Source organism: Microbacterium arabinogalactanolyticum (genome assembly GCF_030268005.1).
Lineage (GTDB): Bacteria > Actinomycetota > Actinomycetes > Actinomycetales > Microbacteriaceae > Microbacterium > Microbacterium arabinogalactanolyticum.
Window position 1 is genome coordinate 1242644 of the sequence record NZ_BRZC01000004.1, and the last position, 24433, is coordinate 1267076.

Consider the following 24433-nt stretch of genomic DNA (forward strand, 5'->3'; position numbering starts at 1 on the left):
TTCCCGGGTTAGAGTCATGCCAGCACGCGGCGCAGAGGCCGCGTCACGGCACGAAGGAGCGGCGATGAGCGCCTCCGACAGCACCCTCTTCGACGGCATCGCAGCCCGCGTCGTGAGCACTCCGCGACTGGCCGCGCAGATCCTCGAGCGCGTCGGCGACGACCCGTCCGCTCCCCCGCGCCGCACCGTCGTGCTCGTGCACGGCAACGTGTCGTCGGCGCTGTTCTGGCAGGAGATCATGCTGAGACTCCCCACCGACCTGCGCGTGATCGCGGTCGACCTGCGCGGCTTCGGCGGCAGCGGCTCGCAGCCGGTGGACGCCACCCGCGGCCTGCGCGACTACAGCGACGACGTCGCGGAGCTGCTGGCCGAGCTGGGCATCGTCTCGGCGCACCTGGTGGGCTGGTCGATGGGCGGCGGCGTGGTCATGCAGTACGCGCTCGACCACCGCGTGGAGAGCCTCACGCTGCAGGCGCCCGTCTCGCCCTACGGCTTCGGCGGCACCCGCCGCGACGGCTCACGGCTGACGGACGACGACGCCGGATGCGGTGGCGGCGGCGCCAACCCCGACTTCGTGCAGCGCCTGCAGGACGAGGACACCACCGACGACGCGCAGACGTCGCCGCGCAGCGTGTTCCGCTCCAGCTACGTGTCCGCGGGATACTCGTCACCCCATGAGGACGTCTGGGTGGCATCCATGCTCAGCACGTCCACGGCGACGGGCAACTACCCGGGCGACTCGGTCGCGAGCGAGAACTGGCCCGGCTTCGCCGCGGGTGCGCACGGCGTGCTGAACACGATGGCACCGCAGTACTTCAACGCGGCCGGCATCGTCGACCTCGACGAGAAGCCGCCGGTGCTGTGGGTGCATGGCACGGCGGATGCCATCGTCTCGGACGCCTCGTTCTTCGACCTCAACCACCTGGGCGCACTGGGGATCGTCCCCGGGTGGCCCGGCGCCGACATCGCGCCGGCGCAGGAGATGGTCTCGCAGACCCGCGACGTGCTCGACGCATACGCGGCGGACGGCGGACGGGTCACCGAGCTGAACTGGGAGGGCGTCGGCCACTCCCCGCACCTGGAGCGTCCGGACGAGTTCTGCGCGGCGCTGGTGGCGCACATCGAGAGCGTCTGAGCGCAGCATCCGCTCCCGGAGTCAGACGCCGGCGGCGAGCTCCTTGGCTCGGGCGAGCGCGGCGGCGGTCGCCCGCGCGAACATCTCGCCAAGGTGCGCGTCCTGCATCACGGCGACGGCGCGCTCGGTCGTCCCCTTGGGGCTGGTCACGCGACGGCGCAGCTCGGCGGGGTCCTCGCCGGACGCCTCCAGCAGGGCGGCCGCGCCGATGAAGGTCTGCTCGGCCATGAGGCGGGCATCCGCCTCGGAGAAGCCCATCCCGGATGCCGCCTTCGTCAGCTCCTCGATCAGGAGGAACACGTAGGCGGGCCCGGACCCCGAGACCGTGGAGAGCGGGTCGATCTGCGACTCGGGCACCTCGATCACCGCGCCGACCGTCTCGAACAGCGCCCGCACGAGGGCCATGTCCTCGGCGGTGGCGGAGGCTCCGGCGGCGATGCCGGTCACCGCGCGACCCACCGTCGCCGGCGTGTTCGGCATGGAGCGGATGCTGTGCACGCCGGCGCCCAGGGCATCCGCGAAGGTGTCGAGCGTCACGCCGGCCGCCAGGCTCACGACGATCGCGTCCTCGCGCAGCACCGGGGCGATCTCGCGCAGCAGGTCGGACACCATCACCGGCTTCACGCCGATCAGCACGATGCGCGCGGCAGCCGCGGCGTCCCTGTTGCCCGCGGGGTTCTCGGCCAGCGAGATGCTGCGCACGCCGGAGAGTCCAGCCAGGGCATCCGCCTTCTCGCGGGTGCGGTTCGTGGCCACGATGCCGCCGTCGACCGGGACTCCCGAGGCGACGACGCCCTGCAGGATCGCGCCTCCCATCGAGCCGGCACCGAGGAACGCGAGGGAGGGAAGCGAATCGACCATGCCGCCATCCTACGAGCCGTCGTCCTGCCGCCGGGCGTGTGCCCGGAACCGTACTGCGCTCACGTCTTAGACTCGTGGCATGAGCGCATCCGGTGGCAGCAAGGCGATCGTCGCGGCATTCCTGGCGAACATGGGCATCGCCCTCGCCAAGTTCATCGCGTGGGCGCTCTCCGGCTCGGCCTCGATGCTCGCCGAGGCGATCCACTCCGTCGCCGACTCCGGCAACCAGCTGCTGCTCATGCTCGGCGGGCGCAAGGCGAAGAAGGACGCGGATCGCGACCACCCCTTCGGGTACGGCCGGGAGCGCTACGTGTCGGCGTTCGTCGTGTCGATCGTGCTCTTCTCGCTCGGCGGTCTGTTCGCCGTGTACGAGGGCGTGCAGAAGATCGTCCACCCGCACGAGCTCGACAAGGCCTGGTGGTGGCTGCCGCTCGCCGTGCTCGTGATCTCGATCGCGCTGGAGTCGTACTCGCTGCGCACCGCGATCAAGGAGAGCAACCAGGTGCGGGAGAAGGGCCAGTCCTGGATCTCCTTCGTGCGCCGCTCCAAGGCGCCGGAGCTGCCCGTCGTGCTGCTCGAGGACACCGGGGCGCTCACCGGCCTCACCTTCGCCCTGCTGGGCGTGGGGCTGACGCTGATCACCGGCAACCCCCTCTTCGACGCGCTCGGCACGCTGATGATCGGTCTGCTGCTGGTCGCGATCGCGCTGATCCTGGGTGTGGAGACCAAGAGCCTTCTGGTCGGCGAGGGCGCGAATCGCGCGGACTACGACCAGATCGTGGATGCCATCTCCCGCGGCCCCGAGGTGGAGAAGCTCATCCACATCAAGACGCTCTACCTCGGGCCCGACGAGCTGATGGTCGCGGCCAAGATCGCACTGACCGCAGACAAGTCGGTCCGCGACGCGGCATCCGACATCGATGAGATCGAGCGGCGGATCCGTTCCGCGGTTCCTGCGGCGCGGGTGATCTACCTGGAGCCGGACGTCTACCGTCCCGCCCTCGACCCGGAGCCGCCGACGGACACGTTCGTGCTGAAGTCCTCCGACTGACGCGCGTCGTGATCGACGACCTCCGCGCCGAGCTGGCGCGCACCGACCTGCCCCCGGTGACGGAGCAGAAGCTGCGCAAGCTGCTGGCCGTGCTGGAGAAGGACTCGCAGGCGCGACTGGAATCCCTCGCGATGGTCGACCCCGGCCCGCATGCGGTCGTCTCGTTCGGCGACGTCGAGGCGGCCGACCTGGTGATCTTCCTGCTGCACGGAATCGACACCGATCTGGCCCATTTCCCGGAGTGGGCGGATGCCGCGCAACGGCTGTGCATCGATGTCATCCGCTCCTGCGTGGCGCGCGGCGAGCCGAGGAACGTGGCGGTCATCGCCTGGTTCGCCTGGGATTCGGGCACGCACGTCTCGGCGCTGGCGACCAAGCACGCCACGGTGGGTGCGGCGCGACTGGCGGTGGACATCGACCGCCTGGAGCGGAGGAATCCCCGCGCCCGCATCGCGCTGGCGACCTACTCGTACTCGTCGACGCTGCTGGGCGAGCTGTTCGCCATGAACATCGGCGAGGACGTGCACACCGCGTTCTCCATCGCCTCAGCCGGCGTGACGCACGCCGCCGGCGTCGCACTCGCAGAGGCCGTCGCCCGCGGGGACCTGGTGCTCTACGCCACCGAGGGAGCGAACGACAGCATCGCCCCGCTGGGTCGTCTCGGGCAGCATCCCGTGGATCCTCGCGACATCCCGGGCGCGATCGTCTACGAGTGCGACGGAGGCGAGGCACCCGCCATCGGCGGCGGCTTCACCGTCGGAATCGCCGTCGAGGGCCACGCGTCGCAGACCACGACCGACGAGCACGGCCGCCACATCGGGTACTACGACGAGCACGCGCAGGGGTATCTCACGATGGTCGCGCGGCTCGCGGATGCTGCGATCGGCGCGCCCGCGCACTGACTCCGCGCACGCTTCGCGCGGAGAAGTGCGCTTCGCGCGGAGCGGATCCCCGCGTCCGTCCGCAGCAGGCGCGCATTCCCGCGGGAACCGCCCGGGATCAGCGCCGCGACTCGAAGAAGTCGCGCAGCTGGGCGGTCGCCTCCTCGGCGCGGATGCCGCCGATCACCTCGGCGCGATAGGGCAGGCGCCGGTCGCGCAGCAGGTCGTACATGGAGCCCGCGGCCCCGGCCTTGTCGTCCCAGGCTCCGAAGACCACCCGGCCGATGCGGGCCTGCAGGATCGCACCCGCGCACATCACGCAGGGCTCGAGGGTGACGACGAGGCTGTGACCCTCGAGGTTCCACCCGCCGTGCGCCTCGGCGGCGGCCCGGAGCGCGACGACCTCGGCGTGCCCCGTGGGGTCGTGCGTGATCTCGCGGATGTTGCGGCCCTCGCCGATGATCGCCCCTGCGGGGTCGAGCACGACCGCCCCCACCGGCACGTCGCCGTCGGCGGCGGCCTCGGCGGCCAACGCGAGCGCGCGTGCCATCGGCTCGTCGTAGGCAGCGGTCATGGGGTCGAGCCTAGTGCGGGTCCCGAAGCCCGTTCCGCGGCGAAGGCGGCATCCCAGTAATCTGTAACCATGCGCGTTCATGTGGCCGATCACCCGCTCATCACCCACAAGCTCACGGTGCTGCGGGATGAGAACACCCCCTCGCCGGTGTTCCGTCAGCTCACCGAGGAGCTGGTGACCCTGCTGGCGTACGAGGCCACCCGCGATGTGAAGGTCGCGCCGGTCGAGGTGAAGACCCCGGTGACGACCACCATGGGCGTCAAGATCGCCGAGCCGCGCCCGATCGTCGTGCCGATCCTGCGCGCAGGCCTCGGAATGCTCGAGGGCCTCGTCAAGCTGATCCCCACGGCCGAGGTCGGATTCCTCGGCATGGTGCGCGATGAGACCACCTTCGAGCCCACCACCTACGCCGAGCGGCTGCCCGCCGACCTCAGCGACCGGCAGTGCTTCGCCATCGACCCGATGCTCGCCACCGGCGGCTCGCTGGGTGCGGCGATCCAGTTCCTGTTCGACCGCGGGGCGAAGGATGTCACCGCGATCTGCCTGCTCGGCACCCCGGAGGGTGTGGAGGCGATCGAGAAGCTCGTCGGCGACCGCGACGTGACCCTCGTGCTGGGCGCCCTGGATGAGCGGCTCAACGAGAAGGGCTACATCGTGCCCGGCCTCGGCGACGCGGGCGACCGCCTGTACGGCACCGTCTGAGCCGCTCGCGCGCACTCGCTGGTACGCGGGTCAGACGTTCAGCACGTAGGCGCGTTCGTCGCCGTAGTGCGTGAAGCCGGCCCGGGCCAGGATCGGCGCCGACGTCGAGACGCGGCCCTTCACGATCGCCGTGGTCGCGCCGAGTTCGGCGCCGACCCGCAGTCGCTCCGCGAGCACCGCCCGGTAGGCACCTCGTCCGCGCGCCTCCTGGAGCGTCGCAGCGCCCCACAGCCGCAGGAAGCCGTCGACGACGGTGCAGCCGCCTGTGCTGACCGCGGCTCCATCCAGGCGGGCCAGCACCCGCGCGCCCGTTCCGGACTCCAGCCCCGCGGTGACCTCGGCGAGCTCCTCCTGCAGACCCGCCTCGTCGAGCGGACGCTGATCCCACACCGGCACGTTCACCGCATCCACCTCGCGCACCTGCTCGAGCGTCCGCACGACCTCCGCGGTGACGTCCGCCGGCACCTCGACCGCGAGACCGTCGATCGGCCTGGCGAACACCGCGACCGTGTCGACGTGCTCGGCACCCCTGCGCTGCAGCTCGGTCTCGAGGTCCGGGCTGTCGGAGGCGTTCGTCCAGAACGTCAGCCTCGGCTCTCCCCAGGCGCGGGTGCGCTCGACGGCGTGCTCGAGCACTCCCGCGGCATCCAGTTCCGACCGCACCATCGACGCCTTCACCCCACCGCCGAACCGCGCCGGGTACCGGACCAGCTGCAGTTCGGCCCTCTCCTGGGCGCCGCCGCGCGGGAACCAGACCCATGCCGCCGAGGCCCGCATGATGTCGTCGAGGCTGTGCATGCTAGCAATCTAACATCTTGCGTCCGAGCGCTCAGTCGCGGTCGGCGCCGACCAGATGCGCGAAGGCGCTCAGGCGCGCGACGCCCTCCGGCGTCCAGGGCAGGTCGTCGAGCAGAGCCGGCGAGTGCACCAGGTAGGCGACGCTCTTGGCACGGGAGATCGCGACGTTCAGCCGGTTCTGCAGCAGCAGGAACTCGGGCCCGCGCGGCGCGTCCCTGCCGCTGGACGCCGCCAGCGACGTGATCGAGACGACCGCCTCCTTGCCCTGGAAGTTGTCCACCGTGCCGACGGCCACTCCCCCGAAGCCTGCGGCGGCGAGCTCGTCGTGGATGAGCTGCTTCTGCGCGTTGTAGGGCGCCACCACGATGATGTCCGACTGGTCGAGGGGCCGCTGCGCAGCATCCTCCATCCCGTCCACGTATCCGCGACCGACGAGCTCGCGCACGATGCGGACCACCTCGGCCGCCTCCTCGGGCGACTGCGTCGCGTTGCCGCGGTGCCGTACGGGGACGATGTGCAGCCCCGGCTCGACTCCCTCGACGATGCGCCCCTCGGCCCCGGGAGCCGAAGCCAGGCGTCCCGCGTACGACAGCGTCGAGACGGGGGACGCCACCTCCGGGTGCATGCGCCAGGACTCGGCGAGGAAATACCCGTACGCCGGGTCGATGACCGAGTCGCCGTCCATCACCCAGCCCAGCGCCGACGTGTTCACCGGCTCGGGGTGCGTGCCCTGGCTCACCTGGGGCAGCTGCTGCGGGTCGCCGAGCAGCAGCAGGCGCTTCGCGCCCGCGGCGACCGCGATCGTGGAGGCCAGCGAGAACTGTCCGGCCTCGTCGATCACCAGCAGGTCGAGCCCCTTCCGGTCGACGCGCCGCGTGTTGCTGAAGTCCCAGGCGGTACCGCCGACCACGGCCCCGCCCTGGGCGTGCTCGGCGAGGAACGCGGCCATGCCGTCCTTGCGGATGACGGTGTAGGCCGCCGGGGCCTCCTCGTCCTTGGGCTTCTTCGCGACCTTCGACGCCGGAACCCCGTCCGCCACCACCCGCTCCAGCAGGTTCTCCACGATCGAGTGCGACTGCGCGACGACACCGACGCGGTAGCCGTGCTCGTTCACCAGCCGCGCGATGACCTGCGAGCCGGTGTAGGTCTTGCCGGTGCCCGGTGGGCCCTGCACGGCGAGATAGCTGTCGTCCAGGTCGAGGACACCGCGCACGATCGCGTCGATGCGGTCGTCGCCGGCATCCGGCAGTCCCGCACCCGACACGGTGCGCGGCGCGATCCTGCGGAGGATGTCCGTGGCCGCATCGGCGGGGAAGCCGGGTGCGGCGTGATGCACGCTCGCCGCCCAGTCCTCGATCGCGCCCTGCTGGGTCGCCGCGTTCGGCGGAGCGGCAGGCACGAGCGCGAGCGGCAGCTCGTCCCAGGTCTGTCCGCCGACGGTGCGCTCGCGCACGACATAGCCGTCGTCGAGCACTTCGACGACCTCGACCTCGTGCGGCACGTGGATCACGCGCGACGGCGCCTGCGCCGAGAACGGCGCCGGCACGGGGTACAGCGCGAACGGACGCCCTCCCACGCCGATCGTGCTGCCGGGTGCGACCTCACCGCGCAGTGTCAGCAGGCGCGTCTGCACACGCTGCCCCTCGGCGACGCCCCAGTCCTCGTCGATGTCGCTGGACGCTGCGTCGATGCGCAGCACGTCGCGGGTGGACTCCCAGATCGAGACGGGCTCGCGCAGCCGCTGGAAGTGACCCTGCCAGAAGCTCTTGGCCTCACGGGGGTGGTAGTCGATCGCCGCGGCGGCGACGCGGAACTCCGCCCCGCTGCGCCCCTGCCGCTCGGCATGCATCGCCTCGGCCTGCAGAGCCAGAGACAGCGGCGCGGGCTCGTAGGCGCGGGTCTCCGGGTCGTCGGGCGGCGCGGGCAGCACGCCCTCCTGGCGTGCGAGGCCGATCAGCCAGTCCCGGAGCCTCCTGGTCGACACGCAGTCGTACCGGTTGTAGTCGGCGAGGTCGTCGAGGATGGCCTGCGCCTCGGCATCCTGGCCCGCCGCCGCCAGGGCCCGTGCCTGCACGTACTGGACGATCGAGTCGTCGCCCTTCTGCACGTCGCTGGTGCGCACCTCGGCGCCCATGTACAGCGGCTCGAGCTTCTTGATCGAGTAGGAGCGCGAGCCGATGCGCACCGAGCGGAGCACGATCGGGTACAGGTCGACGAACACGCCCTCGCGCAGCAGCCGGTCGACATCCGCCTCGCCCACGCCGTGCCGCGCCGCCATGGCCGCGAGATGCGAGGTCTCATAGGGCGCGTAGTGGTAGATGTGCATGTCGGGGTGGGTCTGGCGACGCAGCTTCACGAACTCCAGGAAGTCGAGCAACGCCTGCTTCTCGTCTGCGAAGGTGTGCGCCCACAGCGCGGAATACTGCTCGTCGTTGTCGGTCCAGCCGAACAGGTAGTCGATGCCCCAGTGCGGCTTGTCGGCCGGCGAGGCGACCGGCTCGGTATAGAGCGGATCGCCCTCGAAGTCGAAGAACAGGTCCCCGCGACTCGGGCGCGGCATCATCCCGATCGCATTCGGAGAGACCAGCTCGAACGGCGGAGCCTCGCCGGGTTCGAGGGCGAGCCCGGCCTGCAGTCGTGCCTGCGCCCGCAGGGCGGTGAACGTGTCGGTGTTCATCCCGTCGGGCGCAGCCGATGCGGTGGCGAGGTCGTCGATGGTGAGGATGCCCGCCGCGCGGAGGCGCTGGCGCTGCACGGGACGCATGCGGGCGACCATGAGCAGGTCGCGGTGTGCGATCACCTGCTCCTCGCAGGTCGCGCAGCGCCCGCAGGCCGTGAGCTGCAGGTCCCCGCGGTCGTCGCCCCAGGCGAGCGGAGCGCCGGTCGATCCCGTCTCGATCGCGCGGTCGGCGATGATCGCCCTCAGCCGCGCGCGGCGCACGTGGAACAGCGGCAGCACGTCCTGGACGCGGTGGGTGCTGGTGGTCCCGTCGCCGAGGATCAGATCGACCTCGTCGGAGCGCGGGATGCCGAGACGATCGAGCTGGTCGACATATGCCGCCAGCTGCATGAGCGCGGTGGCACGCGCCGTGCGAGCGAGCTTGGAGTCCTGCACGCGCCAGCGCCCGTCGACCTCGTCGCGTGCGATGAAGTCGGCGAATCCGACGAACTCGGGCGTCGAGAACGCGGCCTGGTAGACCACGGATGCCTCGGAGCGCAGCGCGCGCACAGTGTCCGAGATCACGGCGTCCATCGCCTCGGCATCCGTCGACGACACCTTCGGCAGGGTGACCACTCCGGGACCGCCGTCGACCGACTCGCCGAGTCGGGCGATGTACCTGCCGAGCACCTGCTCCTCGTGACGGTCGCCGAGCCTCGCGGCGCGCTCGAGAGTGGCGTCCTCGGGCTCCTCCACCGCGGGAACGCGGCCGAGCTTGGCGTCGACCGCGCGCGCCCAGGCGAACTCGCATTCCGCCGCGAGCTTCAGGTCGCTCGCACTCCAGACGACGCGATTCTCCGCCGTGATGACCCGCACGATGTCCCTCTCCGTTGCCCCTCTTCGAGGTTATCGGCAGGGTCGGACATCGCCCGACGGCCGGCCGCGCCGGCCTCTCGGGTCCGCCGGATCAGGTGGTCACGCGGTCGACGTCAGCGCCACCAGTCATCGCCGGGGGTCACCGGCAGGTGCCGCTTGTGCCGGGTGGCGAGGTACTTCGCCTCGATGAGCGATGACACCTCGGCGGGCACCTCTCGCCCCTCGAGGTAGTCGTCGATCTGCTCATAGGTGAGGCCCAGCTCGTCCTCGTCGGGACGCCCGGGGACGCCGTCGAGCAGGTCGGCGGTGGGCACCTTGAGGTACAGCCGCTCGGGCGCCCCGAGGTGCTGCAGGATCGACCGACCCTGTCGCTTGCTCAGGCCCGAGAGCGGCAGGATGTCGGCCGCCCCGTCGCCGAACTTCGTGTAGAAGCCGGTCACCGCCTCGGCCGCGTGATCCGTGCCGATCACCAGCAGCCCGTCATGACCGCCCAGCGCGTACTGCGTGACCATGCGCAGGCGCGCCTTGATGTTGCCGCGGTTGAAGTCGCTGATGCTCTCGCCGACGCCCTCCTCGAGGTCGCGCTCCAGCCCGTCCACGCCATGCTCGATGTTGATCGTCAGAGAGCGGTCGGCGGCGATGAAGTCGATCGCGGCCTCGGCATCGGCGGCATCCGCCTGCACGCGGTACGGGAGCCGCACGGCGACGAACGTCGCGTCGCCGCCGCCGGCCCGCACCCGTTCGACGGCGAGCTGCGCGAGCCGTCCGGCGAGGGTGGAGTCCTGGCCACCGGAGATGCCGAGCACGAAGCCCTTCGCTCTGGCGGCATGGAGGTAGTCCACGAGGAATGCGATCCTCGTCTCCGCCTCGGCGGCGGGGTCGATCTCGGGCTTCACGCCCAGGTCTTCGGCGATCTGCTGCTGCAGGGTCACGGGGCCTCCTTCGTCGGGTTCCAGTCTCCCCCACTGCGAGAATGGATGCGTGAAACTTCTCGTCGCCGCCCTCGCGTCCGAACTGCAGGCCTTCCCTGCCGAGCTCCCCGGGTTCGACCGGCTCGTGACCGGGCCGGGCAAGCTGATGGCCGCCGTCGGACTGACCAGGGCGCTGGATGCGCACCTCGCGGAGCAGTACGAGGAGATCGTCGTCGTCGGCACGGCGGGTGCGGTGAGCGATGACGTCGAGTCCGGCATCTACGACGTCGCGGCCGCCATCCAGCACGATGTGCAGGATCTGGACGGCGTCATCGGCCAGCACGTCTCCCTGCCGACGAGGGTGGAGACGGGTCGCGTGGGTGTGACCATCGCGACCGGCGACATCTTCGTCGACGACGCGGATGCCACAGCGCGCATCCGCTCGCTCGGCGGCGTGCTCGTCGACATGGAGACCTTCGCCCTCGTGTGGGTGGCGCAGCAGTTCGGCGTGCCGATCCGCGTGCTGCGGGTGGTCTCGGACCGCGCGCAGGACGGCGCGACGCAGGTGTGGGACGAGGTCGTGGCGGCGTGCAGCGCGCAGCTGTGGGCTCACGTGCAGCGCGAGTACGAGGTCTGAGGCCGGAGCGTCAGGCCCGAGGCGCGTCGATCACGCTCGGGCCGTCGGGCAGCGCCCGGACTGTCAGCTGCGCGGGGATCTGCTCCTGCATGGCCTCGACGTGACTGATCACGCCGACCGTGCGCCCGCCCTGACGCAGTTCGTCGAGGGTGCGCATCGCGGTCTCGAGGGTGTCGGAGTCGAGTGACCCGAAGCCCTCGTCGATGAACAGCGTGTCCAGGCGGATGCCGCCGGCGCGAGCCGTGACGACTTCGGCGAGTCCCAGCGCGAGGGCGAGCGAGGACAGGAACGTCTCGCCGCCGGAGAGCGACTTGGCCGGCCTTGTCTGCCCGGTGAAGGCGTCGAAGACGACGATGCCCAGACCGGATGCCGCGCCTCGGGCGGCGACGGCGTCGGAGTGCCGCAGCTCGTAGCGTCCGTCGGACATGTCCCGCAGCCGCAGGTTGGCCGCGGCGACGATCTCCTCGAGCTCGGCCGCGAGAACGAACGTCTCGAGGTTCATCCTGCGGGTGTTGCCGGAGCGGCCGGCGAGCGTGTCGGCGAGGCTGCGGAGAATCTCGAAGTCGCGTGCGTCCGCCGCACTGGCCGCATGCTCGGATGCCGCCGCGTCGACCGTCGCGGTGAGGCCGGCCTGCACGCCGCGGGCACGGCTGTCGGCGTCGACCGCGTTCGTCCAGGACGTGCGCGCGGCTGCCGCCGCGTCCTGCGCGGGTTCGAGGTCGATGAGTTCGTCGGGCAGCATCCGCATCTCGAGGTCGAGCAGCAGAGCGCGCTCCTTCTTCACCGCGACGGCATGCTCGGTGACTCGGTCGTCGATGGCCGCGATCTCCGCCGCGCTGAGCAGCGCCTGCTCCGCCTCGGTCGCATCCGTGAACATCGACGCCTCGAGTGCCTGATCGCGCTCGTGCCGTGCGAGATCCGCACGCTCCGCGGCGTCGACGTGCGCATCGATCGCATCGGCCGCGGCGGTCGCGGCGGCGATCTGCCGTCGTGCCTCACCGATGCGCTCGGCGACGGTCGGGTACTCGCCTCGCGCCTCCGCGACGGTGCGGTCGGCGTCTTCGATGCGCTGCTCGACCAGGGAGATCGAGGTCCGCGCGGCGTTGAGGTGCTCGGATGCCGCGGCTCGGCGCTCTTCGACGTCGGCGGCGTCCTGCTGCAGGGCGTGGAGCTGTGCCGTCAGCGTCTCTGCGAGCTCCGCCGCCGCGACCGCCGCCTGGTGCGCCGCGCGGGCGTGCTCGAGTTCTGCGGCCGCCTGCTCGGCGGTGCGTCCACCCGCCCTTTCGGCGGCTGCGGCTCGCGCCGCAGTGACCTCCGAGAGCGCGCGGGATGCCTCGCGCTCCGCCCCTGCCGCGGCGTCGCGGAGGCTCTCGGCTGCGGCGACGTCCTCGGCGGTCACCGGATCGGCGTGCTGTGCGGGGGCAGGATGCTCGACGGAACCGCAGACGGCGCACGGTTCGCCCGGGACCAGCGCCTCGGCGAGCTCGCCGGCGTAGCCGTCGAGCCGCCGCCTGCGCAGCGCGGAGAGCTCCTCCTGGGCTCGGGTGTGCGCGTCGCTCGCCTCCGATTCCGCCCGGGCGGCCTCGGCGACAGCGGCTGTGAGCCGCTCGAGTTCCAGGACGCCCATGGCGCGGGCCTCGGCCGTCGCAACCGTCTGCGCGGCGGATTCGACGAGGGCGCCCTGCGTGCGCGCCGCGTCGCGCTCGGCGGTCACCTTCGCGATGCGGTCGGGGAGGTTCTCGCGCTCGGCGTCGATCGAGGTCAGTCCGGCGGAGAGCGCGCTCTCGGTCTCACGCGCCGCGGCGAGTTCCCTCGCGCGCGCGGGAGCCGATGCCTCGAGCTCGGCGGCATGCTGCCAGCCACCGCTCTCGCGCGTGCGATCGGAGGCCCAGGAGCGGTAGTGGGCGGACGCACGACCCTCCTCGCCCTGCGGACGCTCGGCGAGTGCGGGGTCGTCCGCCCGCGGGTCGATGGGCACGCCGGCAGCGGTGGCTGCGTCGACAGCATCCGTCTCGGCTCGCGCCGCCAGCTCGACCGCTTCCCGACCGCGCGCCGCGGCGGTGATCAGCGCCCGCAGCGCCTCCGCGGCGCGGCCGCGGTCGCGTCGCTGGGCGGCATCCGCGATCTCCTCCGCCTGCGACTCGAGGGCGGCGAGCGCCGACCGGGCTCGATCGCGGTCGACCTGCCCCTGCCTCTGCTCCTTGAGGTCGGCGAGCGCGGCATCCGCCGCCGTCAGTGCCTTCTCTGCGGCGACGCGCTCGGTGCCGAAGCGCTCCACCTGGTAGTCCGCGCGGGCGATCGCCCGGCGCAGCAGTTCGATCCGGGCATCCGTCCCGTCGGGGGCGGCATCGGCGTCATCGCCCCACAGCTCGGCTTCGCTCACGAGCCGCTCGGCCTCGTCCAGACGCGCGTCGACCGTCGCCCGGCGACCCGCCAGCCCCTGCTCGGCCGCGCGGCGCAGCTCGTCGAACCGCGCCTGGTAGTCGGAGAAGCGCTCGGTGCCGAACAGCCGCCGCAGCAGCGCCTGACGCTCCTTGCTGTCGGCGAGCAGGAAGTCGGCGAACCGGTTCTGCGCGAGCAGGATCACCTGCAGGAACTGCTCCTGACTCAGCTGCAGGATCTCGTCCAGCTCGTGCGCGACGTCCACCACGCGCGCCGCTCTGCCGATCCACTCCCCGCCGACCAGCTGCTCGAGCAGCGCGGAGGGCTGCTGCGTGGTCATGCCGCCGCCGCGCTTGGCCGGTCGCTCATACGCGGGTGACCGGGTCACGCGGAAGCGCCCCGCCACCGTGCTGAACTCCACCACCACCTCGGTGGGGTCGTCGGGCTCGGAGTGGTCGCTGCGCAGCCTCTTCTCCCCGCCGTCGTACCGCGGGACGCCGCCGTACAGGCCGAAGCACACGGCATCGAGGATCGACGACTTTCCGGCGCCCGTGCGCCCCGCGATCAGGAAGATCCCGTCGTCCGCGAAGGCGTCGAACTCGACCACCTGACGTGCACGGAACGGCCCGAAGCCCTCGACCTCCAGACGGTGCAGCTGCATCAGACGAGCGCCTCGGCGCGCACCCGATCGTCGAGCACCTCACGGATCAGCTCCGCCTCGCGCTCGGACGCGCCATGACCTGCCCGCACGTGCTCGAGGAACGCCTCGATCCGCTCCTCATCCGTCACCGCGGTGCGCAGGCGCTGCGAGTAGGAGCGGTCGTCGGCGGCGTCCGCCCCCTCGGGCTGGTGCTGCACCAGCGCACAGAACGGGAGCCGCTCGCGCAGCCGGCGCATCGGCTCGTGCTGCGGAAGCGCGTCGGTGTAGATCGCGCACACCCAGTCATCGGCGTGCGCCGTGACGTTCTCGTCGGAGAGGATCTCGTCGAGTGCGCCCGTGAGCGTGACGAGTGCGCGCGGCACGGGCAGCGCCAGCCACTGCGTGTTCGCCAGGCCGTCGGCATCCAGCTCGACCAGCCAGGATCCGCGCTCCTTGTGCTGCTCGCCGAAGCTGTAGTGCAGCGGGGCTCCCGAGTAGCGCACGCGCTCGCTGAGTTGCTGTCGCCCGTGGATGTGACCGAGCGCCACGTAGTCGGGGCCCTCGAACGACGCCAGCGGCACGACGTCGAGACCGCCCTGGCGCACCTCGCGCTCGAGTCCGGCGGTGGGGTCGACGCCGGCCGCGAAGCAGTGCGCGACGGCGACCGCGCGGCCGGTGTGCTCCACCATGCCGTCACGGACCAGCCCCATCGCGTGGTGCATCACCTGCGCCTGCGTGCGCAGCGCCGCATCCGGCCACAGACCGCGCACGATCGCGGGCTCCAGGTACGGGATGCCGAAGAAGTGCACCGGGCCGTGCTGGTCGTGCACGGTGACGGGCGTCGCGATGGCCTGCGGGTCGGTGAGCACGTGGATGCCGTCGCGCAGCAGGCGGGAGTGGAAACCGAGACGCGCGGCGGAGTCGTGGTTGCCGCTGGTCATGATCACGGTCGCGCCCGTCTCGTGCAGCGCCATCAGTGCATCGTCGAGCAGCGTGTAGGCGGATGCCGCGGGTGTGGCCGAGTCGAACACGTCGCCGGCGACGACCACCACGTCGACGTCGTTCTCGCGCACCTGCACGACCAGCGCGTCGAGCACGTCGGCCAGCGCCGCGAGCGTGGAGTGCCCGTGGAACGTGCGACCGATGTGCCAGTCGGAGGTGTGCAGGATTCGCATGCCTCCAACGTACGGACGGCCACCGACATCGCCGCTGAGGCGTGCCGGGACGGCCACGGAAGATCCCCTGACCCGCCCTCACCGCGACGACCGGCACGGGGTGATGCGCCTTGCGCTCTGCGCTGTCACCGGTGCGGAATGCGGGGCTGCATCATGCAGGTGATGGGCTGCCCTCCACCCGGGACAGGTCGGCTTGCCCCGCCGACCAAGGGGGTGTGCCCGCTTCGTCGCGACTACCGACTTCCGTGCTATTCGTCCAGGTCGTTCCCCCAGTTCGCCTGCTGGATGCTGCTGTCCAGTTCTCGCAGCTCCTTCGCCACGTCATCCGCCCTGCTCCGCAGCTCGCCGACCGGGAGAGCCGGGAACTGACGCAGCTCGGAGCGCATCTGCCGCATGAAGCTCTGGCCGGAGCCGGAGGCCGCTGCCGCGGCATCCGTGAGCAGCGAGTGCCGCATCCGCAGCACGTCGCGCGCGGCCAGAGCATCCGTCATCGTGCCGTCGCCCACCGTGATCCGGACGTTGGTCGCGTTGATCCGGCGGATCAGTTCGCGCAGCCGGTCCAGCGCGGCATCGGCTTCGACGAGCAGTGCGGACGCGTCCTCCGCGGGCTCCTCGCCCTCCTGGTAGCGGGCGTTGTCCGAGATGCGCGAACGCAGCTGTTCGATGCGGCGCTGCAGATCGGCGCGGGCGGCGAGTGCTTCGGCGAGTTTCACGTCGCCATCCTCACACATCCCTCAGAGTGCGACCAGGTGCCCGTCGCCGACATCGACGAGCTCGGGGCGCACGGCATCCGGGTCGTCCCACTCCCGCGTCACGACGCGCCCCCGCCGCCGACCGCGCTGGTGCGGGTCGGCGATCGGCACGGCTGCCAGCAGCTCCTGCGTGTACGGATGACGGGCGTCCGTGAAGATCTGATCTCTCGTGCCCTGCTCGACGATGCGACCGCGATACATGATCGCCACGCTCGTGCACATGTGCTCCACGACGCTGAGGTCGTGCGAGATGAACAGGAACGAGGTGCGCTGCTGGTCGCGCAGGTCGGTCAGCAGATTCACGATCTGCCCCTGCACCGACACGTCCAGCGCGGAGACCGGCTCATCCGCGACCACGAACTCGGGTCGCAGCGCCATGGCGCGGGCGATCACGATGCGCTGACGCTGCCCGCCGGAGAACTCGTGCGGGTAGCGGTCCATGGCATCCGCGTCCATGCCGCACTGCTCCAGCACCTCCGCGACCCGATCGCGCTCGTCGTTGCGTGACGCCAGGCCGTGCGCGCGCATCGGCTCGCCGATCGCCGCCGCCACCGAGAGACGCGGATTCAGCGCCCCGAACGGATCCTGGAAGATGTACTGCATCTTCGGGCGCAGGCGCCGCAGTTCGCGGGTGCGCAGGCCGAGGATCTCCTCGCCGCGGAATCGCACGGAGCCGCTGGTCGGCTCGTGCATCCGCAGCACAGACTGACCGAAGGTGGTCTTGCCGCTGCCGGACTCCCCGACCAGGCCGAACATCTCGCCCTCGCGGATCCGCAGGGTCACGCCGTCGACGGCCTTCACCGTCTGCTTCGCGGCGCCGTGGCCCTCGCCGCGCGAGGTGAAGTGCTTCACGACGTCCGTGGCATCGAGCACGACGGTCTCCTGCGCCACGGACTCCCCGACTGCGGCCGCCCCGGTCATGCCGTCACCCCCGCCGCCGCGATCCGGCGCACCGCATCGGAGATGGTGGGCAGCCTGTCGAGTCGCTGGCCCGGCATCGGCCGCGCCTTCAGAAGGGCGTCGGTGTAGGGATGCTGCGGATGGTCGAACAGCGAGAACACATCGCCGCGCTCGACCACGTGCCCGCCGTACATCACCAGCACGGAGTCGGCGACCTCGGCGATCACCCCGAGGTCGTGGGTGATGAACAGCATGGCCATCCCGGTCTCGTCGCGCAGGTCCAGCAGCAGATCGATGATCTGCGCCTGGATCGTGACGTCGAGCGCCGTGGTGGGCTCGTCGGCGATCAGCAGACGCGGGCGGCAGCACAGCGCCACCGCGATCATGGCGCGCTGCAGCATCCCACCCGACATCTCGTGGGGATAGGAGCGCATCACGCGCTCGGGGTTCGGCAGGCCGACGCGCCGCAACCAGTCCACCGAGCGGTCGTAGGCATCGGCCGGCTTCACGTCCTCATGCGCGCGGATCGTCTCGATCAGCTGCTTGCCGATCGTGAACACGGGGTTGAGCGAGCGCATCGGCTCCTGGAAGATCATCCCGATCTCCGCACCGCGCACCCGCTGCAGCGCGGTGCCGCGCATCTTCAGCACGTCGGCGCCGTCCAGCAGCACCCGCCCCGAGACGATCTCGCCCGGGTCGTCGACGAGGTTCAGCAGCGACAGCGAGGTGATGCTCTTGCCCGAACCGGACTCGCCGACGATGCCGAGCACCTCCCCGGCGTGCACCTCGAACGACACGTCGTCGACGACCGTGCGATGCCCGCCCTCCGCGGGGAAGCGCACGGTCAGCTCCTCCACGCGCACCAGTGCGTCTTCGCGGGCCAGAGCCTCTTCCGCGGCCACGGCGCTCACTTCCTCATCCTCGGGTCGAACACGTCCCTCAACCGGTCGCCGAACACGTTGATCGCGGCGATCGTGATCAGCAGGGCCACACCGGGCGGCACCCACAGCCACCAGTGCTGCTGGAAGTCGATGAGATTGTTGGCGGCGCTGATCATGTTCCCCCACGAGGCGTTCGGCGGCACCACGCCGAGGCCGAGGAAGCTCAGCGCCGACTCCGACAGGATGCCGGATGCCGTGCTCAAAGTCGCCACCACGATCAGCAGCGGCATGACGTTCGGCAGCAGGTGGCGGAACTGACGCGACGCCGCGCTGAGCCCCAGCACCTCCGCCGCCTTCATGTACGGCGCCTCGCGCAGCGACAGCACCTGCCCGCGGATCAGGCGGGCCAGCGACGGCCAGCCGATGACGCTGAGCAGCAGCATGACGATGTAGATGCGCGAGGACGGGTCGACCTTCAGCTCGGACAGCACCGCGGCCATCACGATCAGCAGCGGCAGGCCGGGGATGGACATCAGCAGGTCGGCGACGCGCATGATGATGCTGTCGACGATGCCGCCGTAGTAGCCGGCGATGATGCCGAGCACGGCCCCCAGCAGCAGTGAGAGCAGCATGGACGCGATGCCGATGGTCAGCGAGATGCGCCCCGCGAGCATGAGCCGGGTCAGCACGTCGCGCCCGTACTCGTCGGTGCCCAGCGGATGATCCATGGTCGGGATGTGGTTCGCGATCGGCAGGTTCAGCTCATCGCCGGTGTACCCGGTGAGAAGCGGCCCGACGAAGCTGAACAGCAGCATGAAGACCAGGGCCGCGAGGCTGATGCTCGCCGCCGGCATGCGGATCAGACGTGCGAACGACTCGCCCCACAGGGAGCGGCGCCTGCCGCTGCGGCCCGATCGTGCCCCGGCATCGGGATGCGGCTCGGCCGGCCCGATCTCCGGGTCGACGGCCTGGCTGACGATGAGCTCTCCGCCGCCGCTCATGCTCTGCTCCCCGCTCGGACGAGCCGCACCCTGGGGTCGGCGACGGCGTACAGGATGTCGGCCAGGAAGCTCCCGAGCACGGTGAGCGCCGCGAGCAGCATGGTGATGGTCATCAGCACCGCGTAGTCGCGGGTCTGCACGGACTCGAGCTGGATGCGGCCGACACCCGGCCAGTTGAAGATCTGCTCGGTGATGATGGCTCCGGCGAACAGGCCCGGCAGTTCGAAGGCCAGCAGCGTGATCGCCGGCAGCAGGGCATTGCGCAGCGCGTGCGAGAACACCACCGAGCGCTCCTTGAGGCCCTTCGCCCTGGCGGTGCGGATGAAGTCAGCGCGCAGCACCTCCAGCATCCCGGTGCGGAAGTAGCGGGTCAGCGATCCCGCGCCCAGGAAGGTGAGGATCGCGACCGGCAGCACCATGTGCCGCATGATCTCCAGCACGCGGGCGGCACCCGTCGAGCTGCTCGCGGTGTCGAGCATCCCTCCGGTGGGGAGCCACTGCAGATCGAGAGCGAAGATCTTGATCATCAGCAGCCCGATGAAGAACGAGGGGACCGACAGCGACGCGAACAGGCCGACTGTGACGAGCTTGTCGAACCACGAGTACTGCCGCACGGAGGCGAGCACACCCGAGACGATCGCGATCAGCCAGGTGAGCACGAACGCCGCGAATGCCACGATGAACGAGTTCCAGATCAAGGGGGCCAGCACATCGGTGACGTCGCGGTTGTACACCAGCGAGTAGCCGAACTGTCCGCGCAGCATGTTGCCCAGCCAGATGAAGTACTGCACGATCACGGGCTGGTCGAGCCCGGCGAGCGCGCGCAGCTCGGCCTTGCGCTCCGGAGTGAGCGTGCGGTTGGAACTGTAGTAGTCGCCCGGCATGAGGGCGAAGAGGAAGAAGACGAGCACGGAGACGCCGACGAGCAGCAGCACCATGACGGCGAGTCTCTTGAGGATGTAACGAGTCATAACAGGCGGGCGCTCAGATCATTGTTCCGGCAGGCATACGACGGCGGATGCTTCCGGGGCGGGTCCACGGCCCGTCCCGGAAGCATCCTAGAGGCCTGCGCCTCAGTTCTTGATCTTCAGCTTCGCCAGCGCGAGCGCCGCGTCGCCGCTGCCGGTGACGTACTTGTCGCCGCCCTCGATGCGCGCGTTCCAGGCGGAGAGCGACTTGCGGTAGTCGATCAGGACGATCGGCGGATCCTGGCTGAGCTTCTGGTAGAGCTCGGTGTAGATCTTCTGCCGCTCCTTCTCGTCGAAGGTGGAGATGCCCTTCTTGATGAGCTTGGTGACCTCGGCGTTCTGGTATCCGGAGACGTTGATGTCGGGGTCGTCGGTGCCGAACTCGCTGACGGCGTCGTTGGGGTCGGACAGGCCGTTGGTGCGGAAGCCGGCCAGGTCGTAGTCGCCGTTGTACAGCCGGTCGAACGCGGTGTTCGAGTCGAGCACCTCGGGCACGAAGTCGATGCCGATCTTGGTGTACGTGCTCTCCGCGATCGGGATGATCGGGTCGTCGTCCTTGGTGGTGATGTAGCTCAGCTTGAGCTTCTGGCCGTCCTTCTGACGGACGCCGTCCGAGCCCTTCTTCCAGCCCGCGTCGTCGAGCAGCTTCTCGGCCTTCTTCGGGTCGTACGCGTACTTGGTGACGCCCTCGGTGGTGAACGACCACTGCGTGGGAGCGGCGAACACATCGGCCACCTGGCCGAGGCCCTTGTACTTGGCGTCCACGATCTGCTGACGGTCCAGGCCGTAGTACAGCGCCTGGCGCACCTCGGTGGAGGCCAGTGCGGGCTTCTTGTTGTTCACCCAGATCGCGCCGATGTCGGGCACGACACGGGCACGGATGTTCGCGAATCCGAGGCCCTGCAGCTGCTTCAGCACGGCGGGGTCACTGCCGAAGCCGCCGTGGTCGATGTCGCCGTTCTGGAAGTTCTGCAGCGCGCTGTCGCTGGAGACGACCTTGAAGATCACGCGCGGAACCTCGGGCTTGCCGCCGTAGTAGTGCTCGTTGGCCTTGTAGCGGATCTCCTGGCCCTCGACGTACTCGTCGAGCGCGTACGGGCCCGCGCCGAGGGGCTTGCCGTACAGCGCCTTGAGGTAGTCGAGCTGCCCCTTCTGGTAGTCCTTGCCGTAGTACGCCTTGGAGATCACCTGACCGCCGAGGGTCTGCAGGGCCAGCGGGTTGGGCTTCTCGGTGGTGATCCGGATGGTCTGCGGGTCCTCCACCTCGATGCCCGACAGCGACGTGGCGGAGCCGTTCTTGTACTCGTCGGTGCCCTTGATCACGATGTCGCTGAAGTCGGTGCCACCGGCGTACTGCGGGTCGTTCAGCAGGGTGAGGGTGAACGCGACGTCATCGGCGGTGAGCGGCGAGCCGTCGCTGAAGGTCAGGCCCTTGCGCAGGTGGAACGTGTAGGTGAGGTCGTCGTCGGAGACCTCCCACTTGTCCGCCAGGTCGGCGACGGGCTTGCCCGCATCATCGATGACGACGAGCGAGGCGAAGATGGGCTGCACGGCGTTGCCGTCCCAGCCGTTGTCGTAGAAGCCGGGGAGGAACACGCCGCCGGGCTTGCTGATGGTGGTGACGAACGCGTCGGTGCGGGCATTCGCCGCCGCCGGGCTCTTGCTCGGGTCGGTCGCCTTGTAGAACTCGTCCTTCATGGTGGCCAGGTCGACCTTCGCGTTTCCGGTGTTCGGCTCGGCCGTGGCGGCGCAGCCGCCCAGTGCGAGGATCCCCGCCACCAGCACCGCTGTGGCGGTGAGCGATCTCTTCGTCAGCGTCATGTGCTCTTCCTTCTCAAGCATCTTGTGAATGCGTCCCCAAGCGTCACGATTGCGTGCTCAGCGAGACTAACCCCGGCGGAGACCCGCCGGGGCCGTCCCGTGACGGGGTGTTACGAGTCCGAGTCCAGAAATCGGGGGCCGATCGGATGCCGGCGATCAGCGTCCGCGCAGCAGATGCGCCTTCTCCGGGTTGGCCTCGAACCAGTCGGCGACGTACCAGCAGACGGGGTCGACCTTCCGGTCGCCACGGGCCTCGATGTCGGCCACGGCGCCTGCCACGATCTCGGCCGCGTAGCCGTTCCCGCGGAATGTCGGGATCGTGAACGCACGGGTGAGGGCGATGGTGCGCCCGTCATCCCGGTAGTCGAGCACGCTCACGAGGGCGCCGTCCCTGGTGAGCGTGTAGCGAGCGGCATCCTGCTCGTTCTTCAGGTCGAATCCGGAGGCATGCGCGGGCTGAGTCACGCCACAACGTTACGCCGTGTGACGACGAGCGGAATGACTCGTTTTGACACAAGGGGACACGATGAGAAATAATCGGCCCCATGACCACCAACGCAAGCCCTTTGTCCGCCCAGGAGGCGAACAGGACTGCCGGGATGATGATGCCCGGTCGCGTTGGCATGTGTTGCCGAATGTGTTGCTAAGGCGCAACAAGACAGATTGACCTGTTTTCGTCTCTCCATCTGAGAGGCAGGTCTCTGAGCGCCCACCCGACGCGCTCATTCCCACCGGCTCATACCGGTCATTTCGTGCAACGCACCCGGAGCCCGACAGCTCCCGCATCCTCCAAGGACCATCATCATGTCGAACACCGCCCTCCTCGAGCGTCCCGTCACCGCCCCCGTCCGCGTCATCTCCGCCGCCGACGCCGCCGCAGACCTCCCCTCGATCCGCTCCCCTCGCGGCTTCGCCCTCTACGTCGGCATCGACGAGATCAAGGCGGCCGCTTCCGGTGTGAGCCTGCCTGTGCTCGTCGACGCGCTGCGCCGCACACTGGCCGAGCTCGCTCCGAACGCCGAGACCCACGCCACGGTCGCCCTCGCTCCGCAGTCCGCCGGCGGTCGCGACCTCGACGTCGTGCGCCTCGCCCTGCACGAGCCCGGAGCGATCGCCCGTGCCAACGCCGCCGTCGAGGAGGAGAAGGACGAGGAGGCCGGCGTCGTCGTCGACATCTCCCGCAAGCGCGTGCTGCTCGACGGCGAGTCCGCCGCCTTCACCTACAAGGAGTTCGAGCTGCTGCAGTACCTGGTGCTGCGCGAGGGCCGCACGATCGAGCGCTCCGAGCTCGTCTCCGCCCTGTGGCAGGCGTCGACCGACGAGGACGCTCCCGGCGAGCGCACGATCGACGTGCACGTCCGCCGCCTGCGCGCCAAGCTCGGCCGTCACGAGGACATCGTCCGCACCGTCCGCGGCGTCGGCTACCGCTTCGACCGTCACGCCGACGTCAGCATCCGCTACGGCCACGGCACCCCCTCGCCCGACCGCTTCTGACCGATCGCAGCCACGGCGCAGGTGCGAGAACCGCAGCTGTCGCAGGCAGGCGATGTCAGGCGTCGCGCGTAGGGTTTCGGTATGACCCTGACGGATGCCGCGCCGACCGCGCACGCGGTCCCGCGCGAGTCCGTCCATCGGCCTCGGCATCCGCTGGATCTGATGGCGACGGTGGGGATGCTGCAGCGCGGCCGCAACGACCCGACCATGGTCGTCGAGGGCGGGCGCATGTGGATGGCGTTCCGCACGGGTGCCGGTGTCGCCACGCTCTGCCTCCGTGCGACATCCGGCGGTGTGCACGCCACGGCCTGGGGCCCGGGCGCGGCCGAGGCGCTCGACCGCGTGCCCGCGCTGTGCGGTGCTGACGACGATCAGAGCGGATTCGACGTCTCCGGGCATCCGAGGCTCGCGGAGGTCGCGCGGCGCAATCCCGGCATCCGCCTGACCCGCACCGGCCGGGTCTTCGATGCGCTCACCTGCGCCATCATCGAGCAGAAGGTCACCGGCATGCAGGCGTTCGGCGCCTGGCGGCATCTGGTCAGCCGCAACGGCGAGCGCGCCCCCGGGCCGACGCCGCGGCCCATGTTCGCGGCACCGCACTCCGAGGTGTGGCGGGCGATCCCGTCGTGGGAGTTCCATCGCGCAGGGCTCGAGCCGCCCCAGGCGCGCACGATAGCCCGCGCGGCGATGCGCGGTCCGAGCATCGAGCGCGCCGTGCTCGGGGCATCCGACGGCGACGGACGTGAGCGCGTGCTGACCAGCCTTCCCGGCATCGGGCCGTGGACCTCGGCCGAGACCCGCATCCGCGCGCTCGGTGACCCCGACGCCGTGAGCGTCGGGGACTTCCATCTCGCACACGAGGTCGGCTTCGCGCTGACCGGCAGCCGGACCGATGACGACGGGATGCTGGAGCTTCTGGCCCCGTGGGCGGGGCACCGGCAGCGCATCATCCGGCTGATCTTCGCCTCGGGTGTCCGCGAGCCGCGCCGCGGTGCTCGCCTCGCTCCCGAGGATCACCGCAGCCGCTGAGCCGGCGGGAGACTCGTCATCGGTGGTACACGGCGAACTTCCCGCCGGGCCCGTCGACGACGGTCACGGGGGTGTGGAACACCGCGGTCAGCACCTCGTCGCGGATGATCTCCTCCGGAGTGCCGTGCACGGCGATCCGCCCGCTCTCCATGGCGACGATGTAGTCGCTGTACGCGGCCGCGAAGTTGATGTCGTGCAGCACGACCACGATCGTGCGTCCGAGCCGATCTGCGGCCCGGCGCAGCTGGCGCATCATCTGCACGGAGTGCTGTGCGTCGAGGTTGTTCAGCGGCTCCTCCCGCAGG

Annotated in this window: 22 protein-coding genes; 7 read left to right on the forward strand and 15 right to left on the reverse strand. The window is 70.3% G+C overall.

Annotated features, from left to right (window positions below):
- The first annotated feature begins 64 nt into the window (after nt 1-64).
- The gene (locus MIAR_RS10355) at nt 65-1135 is read left to right on the forward strand and encodes an alpha/beta hydrolase (protein WP_285635111.1); all 1071 of its coding nucleotides are present in this window, start codon (nt 65-67) and stop codon (nt 1133-1135) included.
- A 21-nt stretch (nt 1136-1156) separates the two neighbouring features.
- On the opposite strand, the gene proC is transcribed toward MIAR_RS10355, so the two are convergent.
- Nucleotides 1157-1996: a pyrroline-5-carboxylate reductase gene (gene proC / locus MIAR_RS10360; protein ID WP_285635112.1), complete on the reverse strand. Its 840-nt coding sequence runs from the start codon at nt 1994-1996 to the stop codon at nt 1157-1159.
- A 79-nt stretch (nt 1997-2075) separates the two neighbouring features.
- Here proC and MIAR_RS10365 point away from each other — a divergent pair, with 79 nt between their 5' ends.
- Together MIAR_RS10365 and MIAR_RS10370 are read left to right on the forward strand one after the other, a co-directional pair.
- Nucleotides 2076-3047, forward strand: coding sequence for a cation diffusion facilitator family transporter (locus tag MIAR_RS10365; RefSeq protein ID WP_285635113.1), 972 nt, complete (start codon nt 2076-2078; stop codon nt 3045-3047).
- 8 nt (nt 3048-3055) lie between these two features.
- Nucleotides 3056-3949: an alpha/beta hydrolase gene (locus MIAR_RS10370; RefSeq protein WP_285635114.1), complete on the forward strand. Its 894-nt coding sequence runs from the start codon at nt 3056-3058 to the stop codon at nt 3947-3949.
- 97 nt (nt 3950-4046) lie between these two features.
- On the opposite strand, the gene MIAR_RS10375 is transcribed toward MIAR_RS10370, so the two are convergent.
- Nucleotides 4047-4502: a nucleoside deaminase gene (locus MIAR_RS10375; protein WP_285635115.1), complete on the reverse strand. Its 456-nt coding sequence runs from the start codon at nt 4500-4502 to the stop codon at nt 4047-4049.
- A gap of 69 nt (nt 4503-4571) precedes the next feature.
- Here MIAR_RS10375 and upp point away from each other — a divergent pair, with 69 nt between their 5' ends.
- Entirely contained in the window at nt 4572-5204 is a 633-nt protein-coding gene (gene upp / locus MIAR_RS10380; protein ID WP_285635116.1) for a uracil phosphoribosyltransferase, read from the forward strand.
- A 30-nt stretch (nt 5205-5234) separates the two neighbouring features.
- Here upp and MIAR_RS10385 read toward each other — a convergent pair whose 3' ends face one another.
- The 3 genes from MIAR_RS10385 to nadE form a co-directional block, all read right to left on the reverse strand.
- Complete coding sequence (locus MIAR_RS10385) at nt 5235-6002, reverse strand: hypothetical protein (protein ID WP_285635117.1); 768 nt, start codon at nt 6000-6002, stop codon at nt 5235-5237.
- Between the two features lie 31 nt (nt 6003-6033).
- Nucleotides 6034-9537 carry a TM0106 family RecB-like putative nuclease gene (locus tag MIAR_RS10390; RefSeq protein ID WP_285635118.1) on the reverse strand — a complete coding sequence of 1168 codons (3504 nt, stop codon included), beginning with the start codon at nt 9535-9537 and terminating at the stop codon, nt 6034-6036.
- 113 nt (nt 9538-9650) lie between these two features.
- Nucleotides 9651-10469, reverse strand: a complete 819-nt coding sequence (gene nadE, locus MIAR_RS10395) for an NAD(+) synthase (protein ID WP_285635119.1) — start codon at nt 10467-10469, stop codon at nt 9651-9653.
- Between the two features lie 49 nt (nt 10470-10518).
- Between nadE and MIAR_RS10400 the strand changes: the two genes are divergently transcribed.
- The gene (locus tag MIAR_RS10400; RefSeq protein ID WP_285635120.1) at nt 10519-11085 is read left to right on the forward strand and encodes a phosphorylase family protein; all 567 of its coding nucleotides are present in this window, start codon (nt 10519-10521) and stop codon (nt 11083-11085) included.
- A gap of 10 nt (nt 11086-11095) precedes the next feature.
- Here the strand turns inward: MIAR_RS10400 and MIAR_RS10405 are convergent, their stop codons facing one another.
- From MIAR_RS10405 to MIAR_RS10445, 9 genes are all read right to left on the reverse strand, one after another.
- Nucleotides 11096-14128 carry an AAA family ATPase gene (locus MIAR_RS10405; RefSeq protein WP_285635122.1) on the reverse strand — a complete coding sequence of 1011 codons (3033 nt, stop codon included), beginning with the start codon at nt 14126-14128 and terminating at the stop codon, nt 11096-11098.
- Entirely contained in the window at nt 14128-15282 is a 1155-nt protein-coding gene (locus tag MIAR_RS10410; protein ID WP_285635124.1) for an exonuclease SbcCD subunit D, read from the reverse strand. Before MIAR_RS10410 ends, MIAR_RS10405 begins: the two co-directional genes overlap by 1 nt.
- Before the next feature lie 248 nt (nt 15283-15530).
- On the reverse strand, nt 15531-15995 hold the full coding sequence (locus MIAR_RS10415; protein ID WP_285635127.1) for a DIP1984 family protein: 465 nt from the start codon (nt 15993-15995) through the stop codon (nt 15531-15533).
- Nucleotides 15996-16016: 21 nt separating this feature from the next.
- A complete protein-coding gene (locus tag MIAR_RS10420) occupies nt 16017-16955 on the reverse strand; it encodes an ATP-binding cassette domain-containing protein (protein WP_285635129.1) in 939 nt (312 codons plus the stop codon).
- Nucleotides 16952-17845, reverse strand: coding sequence for an ABC transporter ATP-binding protein (locus MIAR_RS10425; protein ID WP_285635130.1), 894 nt, complete (start codon nt 17843-17845; stop codon nt 16952-16954). The genes MIAR_RS10420 and MIAR_RS10425 overlap by 4 nt, the downstream gene beginning before the upstream one ends.
- Nucleotides 17842-18816, reverse strand: a complete 975-nt coding sequence (locus MIAR_RS10430) for an ABC transporter permease (RefSeq protein ID WP_285635131.1) — start codon at nt 18814-18816, stop codon at nt 17842-17844. Before MIAR_RS10430 ends, MIAR_RS10425 begins: the two co-directional genes overlap by 4 nt.
- Nucleotides 18813-19787 carry an ABC transporter permease gene (locus MIAR_RS10435; protein WP_285635132.1) on the reverse strand — a complete coding sequence of 325 codons (975 nt, stop codon included), beginning with the start codon at nt 19785-19787 and terminating at the stop codon, nt 18813-18815. The genes MIAR_RS10430 and MIAR_RS10435 overlap by 4 nt, the downstream gene beginning before the upstream one ends.
- A gap of 102 nt (nt 19788-19889) precedes the next feature.
- A complete protein-coding gene (locus MIAR_RS10440; RefSeq protein ID WP_285635133.1) occupies nt 19890-21605 on the reverse strand; it encodes an ABC transporter substrate-binding protein in 1716 nt (571 codons plus the stop codon).
- A 156-nt stretch (nt 21606-21761) separates the two neighbouring features.
- Nucleotides 21762-22070 (reverse strand): GNAT family N-acetyltransferase, encoded by a 309-nt coding sequence (locus MIAR_RS10445; RefSeq protein ID WP_285635135.1) that lies wholly within the window; start codon nt 22068-22070, stop codon nt 21762-21764.
- A gap of 339 nt (nt 22071-22409) precedes the next feature.
- Here MIAR_RS10445 and MIAR_RS10450 point away from each other — a divergent pair, with 339 nt between their 5' ends.
- Both MIAR_RS10450 and MIAR_RS10455 read left to right on the forward strand, forming a co-directional pair.
- Nucleotides 22410-23099: a winged helix-turn-helix domain-containing protein gene (locus MIAR_RS10450; RefSeq protein WP_285635137.1), complete on the forward strand. Its 690-nt coding sequence runs from the start codon at nt 22410-22412 to the stop codon at nt 23097-23099.
- 81 nt (nt 23100-23180) lie between these two features.
- A complete protein-coding gene (locus MIAR_RS10455; protein ID WP_285635139.1) occupies nt 23181-24128 on the forward strand; it encodes a DNA-3-methyladenine glycosylase family protein in 948 nt (315 codons plus the stop codon).
- A gap of 16 nt (nt 24129-24144) precedes the next feature.
- On the opposite strand, the gene MIAR_RS10460 is transcribed toward MIAR_RS10455, so the two are convergent.
- Nucleotides 24145-24433, reverse strand: a 289-nt coding sequence (locus tag MIAR_RS10460) for an ATP-binding cassette domain-containing protein (protein ID WP_490238522.1), incomplete at its 5' end; no start/stop codon positions are given.